Consider the following 13,936-nt stretch of genomic DNA (forward strand, 5'->3'; position numbering starts at 1 on the left):
GTAAAGGTAGGTTAATGTAGAACAAGATGCTTAATTTTAAGAAAATAAACTTATTACCACTCGCCATAACGATGCCAGCAATGATCGTCGGAGTACTAGCTATGATCAATAACCAAGTACCCCCGTCCATTTACGGTCAAAATATTTTAATTGCGATTGTAGGAGGAATCATCTCCTTTTTCGTACTGTTTAGAGATCAGAAATCCACAAAGAAAAAGACAAATATCATTGTCATAACATGCATACTCATCTTATTTTTACTTACCTTTTTGGACAAAGGATTAGACGGTGTACATCGCTGGATCGCAATTGGTCCATTAAGATTTAATATCGCCCTAGTTTTAGTTCCATTAATACTCATTAAACTATCAAGCTTAATAAAATCGAAACCAATTTGGGTTACTTTTGGGTTTGCGTTATTCTTTGCATTGTTATTACTTTTTCAACCAGATGCATCTCAACTAACAGCTTTTACAATCTCTATTTCAATTTTATTCCTAACTATAAAAAAGAATAAAAACATTCAAATACTCCTATTAATTGTTTTTATTCTTTTAATGATCTTAAGCTGGTCGCACTTAGATCAACTTGCCCCAGTTTCTTATGTTGAGGACATTTTAAGTTTAGTAAAGGAAATGGGAATCGGATGGCTAATCATTGGGCTAATCTCCCTTTTTATTTTACCAATGCCGTTTTTCCTATCTCCTCCAACCAATGCAAAACCATTATCATTTAGTCTAGGGACCTATTTTTTGATTTGTATTCTTTCTAGCTTTTTTGGAAATTTTCCAGTACCGATTATGGGTTATGGAACATCGCCTTTTATCGGTTACTTAATTGCAATTACTTGGTATGTTTATCATAAAAAATAAACCAGTAAAATGGTTCATTATTAGACAGTTGTATATGCGTTTGGGCTGTTTTGACTTCCTCATGGGCCTGTTATGAGGAAGTTTTTTTCATTTTTTTGCTGGTTTCCTTCCTCATGAACCCTTCATTTGGATGTTCTTTTTCAACTGCCTGCGATTTTATCCATAACAAAATCAGCAGATGTAGTTAAAGGTAATGCACACAGCCTATCTATAAACGAATAATAATTTTTATCGTAACATCGTAAGTTTCATTCCTTAGCAATAAAAAAAGCAAATAATTAAATAAAATTATCTGCTTTAATATATTTTATTTAATTGTTACATCTTTTAAAAATGGAACAAAGTTAATCCAAGTTTGACCTGGTGAAAGTTTTATTTCAGTTCCATCTAATGTAAATGGAATGATTCGACCATCTACATTTTTCCATTGTATATTCACATACTTACCATCAACTATATAATATCCTTTTCCACCATGTTCGGTATCAATTGAACGACGACCATAGCTATCAATAATTTTATGGGTCGCTTCTACAACTAAAATATTTTTAATTTGAAGCTGCTTTTCATTCAAGGCATCCTTTGCTACTATTCCATTTTGAACTCGTTGAAATTGTTTCGTTGAATTCGAATACTTGTAAGTCACATTATTTCTTGCATCATGAGAGTATTTTATAAATACTTCTGTAGCAGTTTGCCAAGAGTTATCAAATACTAGGTCCTTCTGCGTAAAATCTAGTGGAATAACTTTTTCGGAATAAGAGTAATGTCTTTGAGCAACTCCTTTTTCAATCCCCTCTTTCAGAATATAAGAATTATGTGGTGCTTTTCTCGTTTTATCTCTTTTAAATAACGTACCGTCGTAGATCAATCCGTTTAATGCATCAATCATTCCTGAATCCATCATTTGTTTCGCTTTCGGACTATTTCCGTGACAGATAAATAAGGCATGATAACCATTTGCCAAATCAATGTAATAATCTCTGGCACTTCTTACAGGTCCTATCTTCTCAGGTATATTGCTTTGAAAAATGGCTAGAAATCTTGTAATATCTCCTTCTGCTAAAATTTCATAAACAACATCAGCATTGCTCAGACCACTTTGAGGTCTAGCCAAATAATAATTATTCACCATTACTGCAACAGGTCTTTGTTCGCTAACTTGACTTATTGGTAATCCATTTAAAGGAGCGTAAATCGTATCGATTTCTCCTTTATCAATTACATGTTCATTTGAAGGATTTTCATTCTCATTTTTAACTGTTTTTACAGACTTTTCGCCATGCTTACATCCTACTAAAAGCATACTGATCACTATTATTGATAAAATTTTCTTATGCATCGGCTCCCTCACAATCTGTTATTTTGTTAAATTGTATTAAAGAACGGTTTAAATAGAAAGGATTTATTAGAATTTTTAAAAAAATAATATCATCTGCTAATATATAGAAGTTATTGCTTAATATATGAATTTGTAATGTAAAATAATCAGCTTAAATTTGTTCTTATTTTATTTGATCTTAAATATTGTATTGTATAAAGATAAGAATGATTAGAGGAGTTGAAGCTAGATGATTGTAGTTCATTATATTGAGAAAAACGTAGAACTATTAAACCAACTACTCAAAAATATACCCTCTGAAGGAGATACTATTCGCATTAAAGGACGAAAAGGTAAAGTATTAAGCGTTAATCATATAAATGATAAACATGTACATGTCATAGTAGAACTAGAAGTTATTAAGAAAGTACAGGTTTTAGCAAAAGATGATAAAAAAAGAAGAAGATAAATTTCAAAATTTAATGGGATATTATTCCCATTATTTTTTTTGAAGTTTAGCCTAGTTTTACAGTTCACCATTCAATTTTTCCACTTAAAACTCTGAACTATACTGTCCAAATGAAAAGTATTTCTTTTTCAAACATGTACGAATCATGATAAACTAGAAAAGTTTGAGTAAATCAAAGTAAAAAGGAGTTTTAATATGGAAATTAAGAGGATCCATCATGTCGCTATTATTTGTTCTAATTATGAAATGTCTAAGCATTTTTACATAAATTTATTAGGTTGTAAGGTAATGAAGGAAACCTATCGAAAGGATCGCGACTCTTATAAATTGGACTTAAGTATCGGAGAAAATGGACAAATTGAGTTATTTTCATTTCCAAATCCACCGAAGCGACTAACAAATCCTGAAGCAGCTGGGTTACGTCATTTAGCATTTACTGTAACGAATATAGAAGAAAGTATTCAATACTTAAAACAAAATGCTGTCTTTGTTGAACCAGTTCGAATTGACGAGTTAACAAATAAAAGATTTACATTTTTCCAGGATCCTGATGGTTTACCGTTGGAATTATATGAAGCATAGAAAAACAACCCCCAATCTTAGTGATAGATTGGGGGTTGTTTGTTTCTTTTAACCTTCTCTTCTCACCACTTAAAGAGAAACCTTTATCCTTTCGGTTAAATTATATGTTTCACCGTTAATTTCTAATGAAACTGGTGGACCATAATCCTTTGTAATTGTTATGTTTTTTTGAGTAATTGTAAATTCTAGTTTTGCCCCTTGCCATTGGAAAGGAAAGGTCATTTTATTCCAATTTGAAGGTAATTTAGGATCAATTTTTAAACGATTGATGTCCATAGAGATATTTGCAAAGCCAAAGATTGCTACTAGCCAATTTGCTCCCATAGGCGCAGCATGAATTCCGTCATCTGATGATTTTGGATTCGGTCCTAAATCGATTAAACATCCTTCTTGAAATAATTGGTAAGACTCTTCCACGTAGTCACATCTTGCAGCAACAATTGCGTGAATTGCTTTACTTATTGGAGAGTCATGAACAGTACGCTCTTCGTAGTATTCTAAATTCTTTTTAACGATTTCCGTTTTGAACAAATCAGGGAAAAGATAAAGCAACATGACGACATCAGCTTGTTTTAGAACTTGTAGTTCATATAGCTCTTGTATAGAATAATCTAATAAAATTTCTCGACTTGCAATAGATTGTCTATATTCCGTTAAGTCAATCTCAGGTTTACTTAAAAATGTATCGTCTTGTGGAATAATATTCTCATCATTTTCGTTTGGTAAATATAATCGTTTTAAAAAATCAGTGCAATTTTGCTTTAACTCTGCATCAGGGTCATTGTATTTCACCATAAAATTTAACGCATTCTGTACATTATAAAAAGCCATATAATTCGTATAAGCATTATTACTTACTTGATCTGTATATTCGTCTGGACCGATGACATTCTTAATAATTAAATCGCCGTTTGAATCAGTTGTCCTACTCACCCAAAAGCGCGCAGTTTCTTTGAGTAGTTCAAGTCCATCACTAGACATAAAGCTTTCATCTAATGTATTTTCATAATATTGTACGACCGAAAATGCAATGTCAGCTACTATATGATGACTTGATTTTTCTAAATTTGAGCTAATCTCTTGTGTTGTATTATTCCCTGAACTTTTCTGTGTTTCTTCTTTTCCGGAAAAAGCACTTGCCCATGGAAATAAAGCACCCTCATAACCTAATTGGTAAGCCTTTATTTTTGCTTCTTTAATATGTTGATATCGATATCTTAGTAATCTTTTTGCAATCTCTGGTTCAGTAAATAAGTGAAACGGTGCAATAAATAGTTCAGTATCCCAAAATATTAAACCATTATTACCCTCGCCTGTTAATCCCCTTGCGCCTATGCTCAATCGATCATCATGCGCCGGAGTCATTGCTTCAATGTGGTACATAGAGAAATCCAAAGCTAACTGATCCGCTTGATCCTTTGATGTGATAACGACTCTTTTTTGCTTCCAAAAATCCTGCCATTTAATTGCTGTACTATTTCTCAAATTATCATAACCCTCTGATAAAAATTTCTGTACAGTATTAACACAAGCTGCAGAAGGATCTTCCCGTAACATGTCATTAGATGTATAAACTGAGCTAATTTTTGAAAACTCAACAGCTCGCTCGACAACGAGATCTTGTGTAATGGAGGCTAGAAGTCGATTATTTAACGTAAAATATGAAACCTCGCTCTCATCAGGAATTACACAACATGTTGCGATTGCAATTTTATGTTTAGTCTCAGTCGTTTGATAAACACCATGTATAATTTGATTATCCATTATTCTTACTAATTCTTCTGTAAGTTCATTCTTTTGTTGACCGACACACTCCGCGTTAATACCTGTTTTTATTTTAATCTTTGCATTACAATCTAAAGCTGTGACAGTAACTTTTGAAGCAAGTAAATGTAAATCATCCTTTGAAACAAAACGCTGAAACTTAAAGTGGAATCGCTTTCCATCTTTATTCTTCCAAATTACCTCTCTTAAAAGTTCGCCGGTCAGCATATTTAATTTCCGATCATAAAATGTAAATTGACCAGTTGCATTTGAAAAAATATCACCATTGATTTCAATTTCCATTCCAATTAGATCTGGAAGATTTACAAGCTTTGTCGTTTGACTTGGAGATAGCTGATTATAGATACCCGATATATACATCCCTCTTTTTTGTCCTTCATAGTCTTCTTCATGACAAGACCGTAAACCTAAGTAACCATTACCTAATGCCATTAAACTTGCATATTTATTAATTAATTGTTCGTCAAACTCTTTTTCAGTAATTAAATTTACTTCACTCATATAGTTAAACTCTCACCTTTATAAAAATTCATATAATAAAAGTTTGCAATAAATCATCTTATTTTAAACTTGAAATGATAAAAATATTCGGCAATAAAAAAATCGCGTCTTTGTTTCCGACACGATTTTTCCTTACAGTTCTTTATTATTTTTTTTCGAGAGTTAATTGCCAAGATACACCATATTGATCATTCACCCATACAAACTTTTCACTGAATGGATATGACTGCAAAGGCATTAGTACTTCTCCACCTTGACTTAATTGTTTGTATGCATTTTCAATTTCTTCATCTGTTTCACAAGTTACATATAATGAAACGGCAGGTGTAAACGTAAATTTATGTTTAACGGTACTATCAATGCACATAAATTGTTGGCCGTTTAATGTGAAAGTAGCATGTATTACTTTCCCTTCAAACTCACCCATATCTGCTCCATAACGCGAAATATTCACAACCTCTGAATCTTTAAATAGCGACATATAAAAATTCATCGCTTCTTCTGCTTGTCCTTCAAACATTAAAAACGTTGTAATTTTTTGCATTTAAGTCGACTCCCTTTTTCATATAGATTAAACATTCATTGTGTCCATAATATTGGATTTATATTGACTTCATTTCCTCATCTAATTTGTTAAAAATACAATGAAGCTCCTCTTTAGAGATTGTTGAATATAAGTCTCCAATACTAATCTCGCAATAACAAACTTCCTTATTAACTGGCCTTAAGTTACCTGTCATACCAATTTTTGTTTCTTCATGAATTGATTGAAGTATGTTTTTAATCTTTTCAATTGGCGCATTAAAATGAACATGAAACATATTAGAAACTGGAATAGTTGGTATAGTATTGATTGATTGGCAACTATTAAAGAAATTGGCTAACTCAACTGCATTTTCATAGTATTGCTCCATTTTATTTGCTCTTTGATCAAAGTAATAATTTGCACTTATTATGTATGGATAAAGACTAATTAAATCTCCTCCATGTCTTCTTTTCCAAACTTTTGATTCGTTGATAAAAACTCGGTCACCAGCAAGAATTGCTCCTGCTACTCCCCCAATTCCCTTATAAAATGACATATAAACACTATCAAATAAGCTACATAATTCAGAAGCTGTCTTCTTATAGTATGGGAGAATTTCCATTAATCTAGCACCGTCTAAATGCAATTTTATTCCCTTTTCACGGCAGTATGAAGAAATTGATTCTAGTGATTCATATGATGGTAGTTGTCCACCAATTTCCCGCTGTGGTAATTCTAATAATAAACAAGAGATTTCCTCATCCATTGCTAAAACATCCTCTAACTCAATAACACGACTTTTATCTGCTAATAAAATAGGCTGTATATTATGCAACTTCTTCAAGCCATCTTCTTCATGAATTTCTAAATGTGATAAAGGATGATAAGCAACTTTATTAATTCCTTTTTCATCACACCAGATTCTTAAAGCGATTTGCTGAGCCATCGTACCACTTGGGAAAAACACCGCAGATTCCTTACCTAAAAAATCTGCCATTTTCACTTGAAAATCGTCAATAAAATTCCCAGCTCCATAAAGATCGCTTTCTTCACTACCGTCGAAGTCTTTTAGTGCATCCTTTAATACTTGAATATTTCTAAATCCATTTCCCGCCAATTGTTTGTTTGTATTTTTAAATGATTTTATAAAAGGGTCAATATTACTCAAATTGAACTCTTCCTTCCGATTATTTAATTTACTATTCTCCCACTTAAAAAAATTCTCCATAAAAGCGAATAAATCCTTGAATCTGATAAAATTAGTAAGTTAACCTGTAGACTAAAAATCTTTCATTTGGATTTTTCATATAAGCATCTGCTAATAAGATCTCTTGTTTTAATTCAAAGGCGGTCTGATTTTCTAAAAAAAATATATAATCATCAGAACTATAATACAAAATGATTTCAACATCTCTTTTTGATTGTTCAACTGAAATTAATATGTTATTTATGATATTCATAAAAATTTGGATTGAAAAAGGATTAAAAAAATAGAAACAATTATCTAATGGATTAATTTGATAATCTTCAGCCAAGCAGCAATAAAACTGTATTTTATCTTTACTTGTCCTTGTTTTTTTTATGTAATTTTTTTTATTTTCAACAGCTTCATTATAATATTTTTCATTCATTTCAATTCCAACGACTGTAGCATGAAATAAGCTATTTAAATAGAAATTTAATCTTCCTTTACCACATCCGAAGTCGACTATTCGATCATCGCTTGAAAGTATGTATTGTTTAAATAGTTGTTGTAGTGCGCTATATGGTGTTGGCTCATACCGATGATAATGAAAAGATTCATTAAATCCTTTTTGCTCTCCTTCTGTCTTTATATTCAGTAGGGTATCATAATACTTATCGTCCATTTTTCCACGACCATTCGAACTAATATTTTGTATGTATCCTTATCATACCGTTTCTAAATAGTTCAGTCTAACCTAAAAAAAGAAGCGTGTTATTTAAACACGCTTTAACTTAAATTTCTTACCCGATCCAATATATTTTAATAATGATAGATCATCTTCAATAATCATTCCTATTACATTTACTTTCTCATCGCTTGGTAGATTCGTATGCATAATTTGTAACTCACCTTTATATCTGCCATATAATTCATTATCGATTGTAATAGAACCTATGTTTCTTATGATTGTATTTGCTGGTTTTAGACTATTCTCGCCAAAGCTACCGTATAATCTAGATTCCATTGAACGAATACAATCTCGTGCAGGATCTTCGCGATTGGTGTGAATCTTCTCCACTATGGCAAGGGTTTCTTCATCTTGTACATACGGTCTATATCTTAATTCAATAAAATCCTTTGTTTTTGATAGAGCCTCCATCGTTTCTATTTTTATACTAATATCACCAACTAAAACTTTATCAATGTAACAGTTTTGAGTTAGGTCTAAGTAAGCTAGCAGGGGGTTAATTCCACGGTGTTTTTCTAATGTTGGTAGTCCTTTAAATAGTGGTCCTCTCATTTCATCATCACCAGGAATAAATGCCATTGTTGAAATTCCAAAGCTTTTTAACCATTTGTTTTTTTCGATTAAATAAGTTGTAGCTAAGCCAGTTTCTGGACGAGGATAAAAGTTATGCCAAGCTTCCACGTTTTTAGTTTGTAATCCGCATTTAAGTAATTCGTCTAAAAATGCAGGCGTAAGTGTACTAGCATTAAGTGCAATCTTCATTTTTTTAGAAAGATCTGCTATTTGGTTTTCATTTAATCCGTAATCTACTCGTAATCCAGTAACTCCCCAATTTTGTAATTCGCCTACGTTTGAGTAATCTAACCCTAAATGTGTAAGTGATTTTGCTGAAATATCTGCCATAAGCTCCATTTCATTTTCCATTGCCCATGACCCAAGTTGTTGAAGAAGTTTTTTATAAGTTGAAGGGTCATCTTCTGGTATGTGTAGTGATGTAAAGATTGAATGAAATCCATTTTGTTTTGCTAGTTCGATATACTTTTTATTCTTATCATTATTTTTTTCAGATAAATAGATTGATATACCTAGCATAGTCTCTTTCCTTCCCTACTATTAGATTTATACTATTTGGTTTTCATTTTAACCCCATGAAACAAAAAGTCAATTAAACAATTTAAATATATGAAATTATATTTTATTATAAAATAATATATGTTCCTATTAAACAATTAAAAACAAAAAAGAAAGACAACAATAAGTTGCCTTTCTTCAGTTCATTATTATTTATATACTACGATTGATCCAACTGATTTGTCTTTCGATTGACCATTAACTCGAACTTTTAAACCAAAGTGTCCGATGTTACGACCAGCATCTGGTAAGAATGTATTATTATAGTCTTTGCTATCATTAAATAAAGAGACAGCTTCTTGACCTGGAGATTTTAATACTTCTCCTGTTGGATAAGTAATGTTATAACCTGATGTTGAATTTAATCCGAATGCCGCATCCGCTACATGGAAACGTGAACTTGCTTGAGCGCCATAGTTCCATAATAAATTAGTATCGTCGTGAGCATCAACAACACCTAAGAAACCATCACCTGGGTGAATACCTGACCAGTTTTCTGTGAAGCTATCATCAACATACCATACTACTAAACCACCATCATAGCTTAATAGAGAGCCTCCACGATTAATATGAGCTAACCCTTCGTCAGCGCCTTTATGGTTACGCCATTCTAGTAAGTAGTAATGATCTGAATATTTGTTACCATCAGACTTAGAAAATCCTTTTAAAGTAAATGGAGAAGTTGCTTTTTCTCCACCATCTTCAACAATTGTAGCGCCATCTGCTACTACTTTAATATTATCTGCAAAGAATCCAACATTTGAAGTACCCCAGTCAGTTGCTGAACGTAAACGAAGCTGAATTTTTTGGCCTTTATATGCTGATAAATCAAAGCTTTGTGCTTGCCATCCATTTGAGTTCCCAGTGAAACCAGGCATTGAATTTATGATTGTTGGGTATCCTTCAGATACAACGTCACTTCTTGTGTTATTGTTACCTAATGATTTCCAAGTTGCTCCATTGTCAGTTGAAACTTGAACAAATGCGAAATCCCATTGTTCTTCGATATCATACCAAGCGTCAAAAGTTAATGTTGCTGAAGATTTTCCTGTTAAATCTACAGAAGTAACCATGCTATTATCCATTTCATCTGCTTGTCCACCCCAATACTCATAAGTGCCAGCAGCTGGTGTATTAATAGATGTTACTTTTTTCGGTAAATTCACCTGAATAGCTTGGTTGTTTTGACCAAGTGGTGAATTTGCTTGATCTAATAAGAATTGAGTACCTTTTGTAGATACATCTTCCCAATTTACAACAGTTGGGTTCGTCCATTTTCCACCTAAAGTAGATTGGAAATATGATTTTGCCCAAGGAGAGAATCCTGTTGGCTCTGTTCCAGGGATTTTACCTGCCCAAGAACCAGCTGACATGATTGACCAATATTCAACAGCTTCACCAGCACCAGAGTAAATTGTATCGTACTCATCTGGTAAGCCTAAATCATGACCATATTCATGTGCGAATACGCCAGTTGCACCATCTTCAGGCATCATTGTGTAGTCATAGAAGCCTGGTAAGCCTAAACCAAGACCATCTGGATCTACGAATTTAGCAGAACGGTGTGACCAAATTGCATTGTCTCCTTGTGCTCCACCGCCAGCTTCTTGTCCCATACCTGAGTGAATGATTTGAAGATGATCAACTAAACCATCTGGCTCCCAGAGGTTTCCGTCTCCATCTAAATCATGTGGATCTTCTAAATCGTAATCTTGTAAAGGAACTCCTGCAGCTTTTGCAGCAGCATATGCATCAATTACTAATTGTTTTGATCCACCTGGTGTTACGTTATCATGTCCAGTTTTAGAATCTGCTCCGTAATATTCAGCCGTACCTGGTACCTTTAACCAGCCATATGCTTTACCTTCAACTGTATAAGTTCCACCAGATTGTTGTTCATAATATTGTTTTTGGGAAAGGAAATTTTCTCCGTTTGGACCTTTTACTCCATTTTCACCAAAAATCATATCTTCAAAGTGTTGTTGATTATAATCTTTGTACCAGTTGTCTGTTTCTTCCTTCTTAATTGTGTTATGAGGAAGATCAGAATACTCAACCATTAATGTTAAAAGTTTCCCCTTCTTTTGAATACCAGGAGAAGCTGATTCTTTAACTGGATCAGGAGTACCTTTTAATTGACCATTTTTCTTACCGTTTCCGTGTAATAGGCCATTATTAAAATCTTTAAATTTACCATGTTTTGCAGCTTCTGCTTTTTTCGCTTTGCTAGCAATTGGATCTTTTCCTGTTACTAGATCTGCTTGACCTTTAACCTCTAAATATTTTTGTAATGCAGCTTGTTTCTGTGCTTTAGAAGCATTTGCAGAAATCACACCACGTTTAACCAGTGCAGCTAATAACTTTTCGTCATTAACTAACGATAAATCTAAAGTACTTTTTGAATGCTTCGCTAATGTACTATGTACTTTACTCAAGCTTTCAGATGATGCAGTTTTTAATGGAATCCCAGAAAATAACGTTCCGGCAACCATCACTGATGCAAAACTAGTTACGACAAACTTGTTCAAAATAAGCCCCCCTTAATAATTTTCGAAGTACATTTTAATAATATTCTAAAAATTCTAGAAATCACAGAGGGTTTTATTCACCAAATAGTTACAAAATTCTAAATAATATGACAGAAAACTCACTATTTTTCATAAATAAATGACGAAACACGTCAGTTTTTATAACTTGCTTTTTCCAAATTTCGTTCTTTAGTCTTATATTATTCTTTTAGTCTAGTTTTTGAAATTAGCACTTTAGCATTATTAAAATTAGATTAAAAATAAAATTGAAAATGTAAAATATGTAATTATAACTAGATCAAAAAATTCTCTCTTCAAATTTTGACATTTTTTTCCTTATTTATATAACAAAAAAAGAAGATAAATCAAAAATTATTTTTGCCTATCTTCCTTGAGTAGTTATTTAATTAGATTACCTTCTTAATTTACCTGCTTCTTCACTATACTCATGCAGTTTACTCGATACTTTGTTTCCGATTCGGTTAAAGCATATAACATATAATGAATCGATTATGTTTTGCTGTGCCATTTTTGAAGCGATACTTCCTATTCGATTATCTTGTTCCATGTCAGGTGTGCAAAGCTTGATATCAGCTTCCTTAAATAACGGAGACTTGCCAAGCTTAGTAATCGCTATGATGGTTGCTCCCTTTTTCTTAGCAAAACGAGCAAGCTCTAATACATCCTTTGTTTTCCCTGAATTAGAAACAGCAACAAAAATATCGCCTTCTTCCATATGACCTACTAAAGTGATTACCATATGGAAATCAGGAGACATAATGGCATGGTAACCAATTTTCCCAAATTTATATGCTCCGTCCATAGCTGATACAGCTGAACCGCCTACTCCATAAAATATAATCTTCTTAGCCTTTACAATTTCATCTGTTGCTTTTTCTAATTCTCTTTTATCTAAAGTAGATACCGTAGCTTCAATAGCTGCTTTATTTACATAAGTGACTTTATTAAATAAATCATACGGTGTGTCTTTCTTATCCATAACTGAAAAATCATTAATATTCATTTCAGCAACAGTTAAGTCTCTCACTAATGCTATTTTAAAGGCTTTAAAACTACCGATTCCAATTGTTTTACAAAATCTAACAACACTCGCTTCACTAGCTCCTGTATTGTTAGAAATATCTTTAGTCGTTAAGTTGGGGACAATTTCAGCATGATCCATTATATAAACTGCTATTTTCTTTTCGGCTTGCGTAAATCGATCCATATAATTTTCAATTTTTGATAAGATTGTTAAATGTTTCATTTACTAAACACCTTTCTGCTAAAAACAAGCAAAATACTATTATTCTCTATTATGAACCAAATGATAAGAAAATCATATTAATAACCAAATTAAAGATATTTTTTAGTTCTTTCTACATAAATTTTGAAAGATATCAAGGTTTGGAAAGTATTCTTACAGTCCTTCCGCTAACACTTGAAACCCTATGCACTATTGTTCAAGTTATTTTTCAACACTCTGAAAAGTGTAGGAAAAAATATTCCCTACACTTTTCAGAGTGTTGAATAATGAGCTTGTCAACTACGCTAACTTTTGATTGATTTCCACTAAAACCTGTTATGAGGAAGTATCTTTCTATTTTTTGCTGGTTTACTTCCTCATGAACCTGGTATGAGGAAGTATCTTTCTAATTTTCGCCAGTTTACTTCCCCATGAACCTGTTATGAGGAAGTATCTTTCTAATTTTCGCTAGTTTACTTCCTCATGAACCTGGTATGAGGAAGTATCTTTCTAATTTTCGCTAGTTTACTTCCTTATGAACCTGGTATGAGGAAGTATCTTTCTAATTTTCGCCAGTTTACTTCCCCATGAACCTGTTATGAGGAAGTATCTTTCTAATTTTCGCTAGTTTACTTCCTCATGAACCTGGTATGAGGAAGTATCTTTCTAATTTTCGCCAGTTTACTTCCCCATGAACCTGTTATGAGGAAGTATTTTTCTAATTTTCGCTAGTTTACTTCCCCATGAACCTGTTATGAGGAAGTATCTTTCTAATTTTCGCTAGTTTACTTCCTCATGAACCTGGTATGAGGAAGTATCTTTCTAATTTTCGCCAGTTTACTTCCCCATGAATCTGTTATGAGGAAGTATCTTTCTAATTTTCGCTAGTTTACTTCCTCATGAACCTGGTATGAGGAAGTATCTTTCTAATTTTCGGTGGTTTACTTCCTCATGAACCTGTTATGAGTATGTACCTTTAAAATTTTAACTTAAATAATATATACTTACACTTTTGTTGTTCTATATTGACAATGTTTTATT

Annotated in this window: 11 protein-coding genes; 3 read left to right on the top strand and 8 right to left on the bottom strand. The window is 32.6% G+C overall.

Annotated elements, in window-relative coordinates; all coding sequences use genetic code 11:
* The first annotated feature begins 26 nt into the window (after window positions 1-26).
* Entirely contained in the window at window positions 27-872 is an 846-nt protein-coding gene (locus ACSBO6_RS18105; protein ID WP_142339223.1) for an FtsW/RodA/SpoVE family cell cycle protein, read from the top strand.
* A 307-nt stretch (window positions 873-1,179) separates the two neighbouring features.
* Here ACSBO6_RS18105 and ACSBO6_RS18110 read toward each other — a convergent pair whose 3' ends face one another.
* A complete protein-coding gene (locus ACSBO6_RS18110; RefSeq protein WP_498843756.1) occupies window positions 1,180-2,214 on the bottom strand; it encodes a DUF3048 domain-containing protein in 1,035 nt (344 codons plus the stop codon).
* A 229-nt stretch (window positions 2,215-2,443) separates the two neighbouring features.
* On the opposite strand from ACSBO6_RS18110, the gene ACSBO6_RS18115 reads away from it, so the two are divergent.
* Together ACSBO6_RS18115 and gloA2 are read left to right on the top strand one after the other, a co-directional pair.
* Complete coding sequence (locus ACSBO6_RS18115; protein ID WP_098846441.1) at window positions 2,444-2,662, top strand: hypothetical protein; 219 nt, start codon at window positions 2,444-2,446, stop codon at window positions 2,660-2,662.
* A gap of 195 nt (window positions 2,663-2,857) precedes the next feature.
* Entirely contained in the window at window positions 2,858-3,244 is a 387-nt protein-coding gene (gloA2, locus tag ACSBO6_RS18120) for an SMU1112c/YaeR family gloxylase I-like metalloprotein (RefSeq protein WP_498843757.1), read from the top strand.
* 69 nt (window positions 3,245-3,313) lie between these two features.
* Here the strand turns inward: gloA2 and ACSBO6_RS18125 are convergent, their stop codons facing one another.
* The 7 genes from ACSBO6_RS18125 to ACSBO6_RS18155 form a co-directional block, all read right to left on the bottom strand.
* A complete protein-coding gene (locus tag ACSBO6_RS18125) occupies window positions 3,314-5,530 on the bottom strand; it encodes a glycoside hydrolase family 65 protein (protein ID WP_498843758.1) in 2,217 nt (738 codons plus the stop codon).
* Window positions 5,531-5,675: 145 nt separating this feature from the next.
* Entirely contained in the window at window positions 5,676-6,074 is a 399-nt protein-coding gene (locus tag ACSBO6_RS18130; protein WP_098846438.1) for a VOC family protein, read from the bottom strand.
* Window positions 6,075-6,132: 58 nt separating this feature from the next.
* On the bottom strand, window positions 6,133-7,224 hold the full coding sequence (locus ACSBO6_RS18135; protein ID WP_286138333.1) for a threonine aldolase family protein: 1,092 nt from the start codon (window positions 7,222-7,224) through the stop codon (window positions 6,133-6,135).
* Window positions 7,225-7,315: 91 nt separating this feature from the next.
* On the bottom strand, window positions 7,316-7,924 hold the full coding sequence (locus tag ACSBO6_RS18140) for a methyltransferase (protein ID WP_498843759.1): 609 nt from the start codon (window positions 7,922-7,924) through the stop codon (window positions 7,316-7,318).
* Window positions 7,925-8,017: 93 nt separating this feature from the next.
* Window positions 8,018-9,082, bottom strand: coding sequence for a DUF871 domain-containing protein (locus tag ACSBO6_RS18145; protein ID WP_098846435.1), 1,065 nt, complete (start codon window positions 9,080-9,082; stop codon window positions 8,018-8,020).
* A gap of 188 nt (window positions 9,083-9,270) precedes the next feature.
* Window positions 9,271-11,649 (bottom strand): immune inhibitor A domain-containing protein, encoded by a 2,379-nt coding sequence (locus ACSBO6_RS18150; protein WP_098846434.1) that lies wholly within the window; start codon window positions 11,647-11,649, stop codon window positions 9,271-9,273.
* A gap of 412 nt (window positions 11,650-12,061) precedes the next feature.
* A complete protein-coding gene (locus tag ACSBO6_RS18155) occupies window positions 12,062-12,916 on the bottom strand; it encodes a MurR/RpiR family transcriptional regulator (protein WP_098846433.1) in 855 nt (284 codons plus the stop codon).
* Between the last annotated feature and the right edge of the window lie 1,020 nt (window positions 12,917-13,936).

Source organism: Bacillus sp. AL-1R (assembly GCF_052180195.1).
Lineage (GTDB): Bacteria > Bacillota > Bacilli > Bacillales > Bacillaceae_G > Gottfriedia.

What these genes read in the sequence shown, in the direction of transcription:
- ACSBO6_RS18115 (WP_098846441.1), top strand. Translation starts at nt 2,444, where the DNA reads ATGATTGTAGTTCATTATATTGAGAAAAACGTAGAACTATTAAACCAA.
- ACSBO6_RS18145 (WP_098846435.1), bottom strand. Translation starts at nt 9,082, where the DNA reads ATGCTAGGTATATCAATCTATTTATCTGAAAAAAATAATGATAAGAAT.
- ACSBO6_RS18125 (WP_498843758.1), bottom strand. Translation starts at nt 5,530, where the DNA reads ATGAGTGAAGTAAATTTAATTACTGAAAAAGAGTTTGACGAACAATTA.
- gloA2 (WP_498843757.1), top strand. Translation starts at nt 2,858, where the DNA reads ATGGAAATTAAGAGGATCCATCATGTCGCTATTATTTGTTCTAATTAT.
- ACSBO6_RS18140 (WP_498843759.1), bottom strand. Translation starts at nt 7,924, where the DNA reads ATGGACGATAAGTATTATGATACCCTACTGAATATAAAGACAGAAGGA.
- ACSBO6_RS18155 (WP_098846433.1), bottom strand. Translation starts at nt 12,916, where the DNA reads ATGAAACATTTAACAATCTTATCAAAAATTGAAAATTATATGGATCGA.
- ACSBO6_RS18105 (WP_142339223.1), top strand. Translation starts at nt 27, where the DNA reads ATGCTTAATTTTAAGAAAATAAACTTATTACCACTCGCCATAACGATG.
- ACSBO6_RS18110 (WP_498843756.1), bottom strand. Translation starts at nt 2,214, where the DNA reads ATGCATAAGAAAATTTTATCAATAATAGTGATCAGTATGCTTTTAGTA.
- ACSBO6_RS18130 (WP_098846438.1), bottom strand. Translation starts at nt 6,074, where the DNA reads ATGCAAAAAATTACAACGTTTTTAATGTTTGAAGGACAAGCAGAAGAA.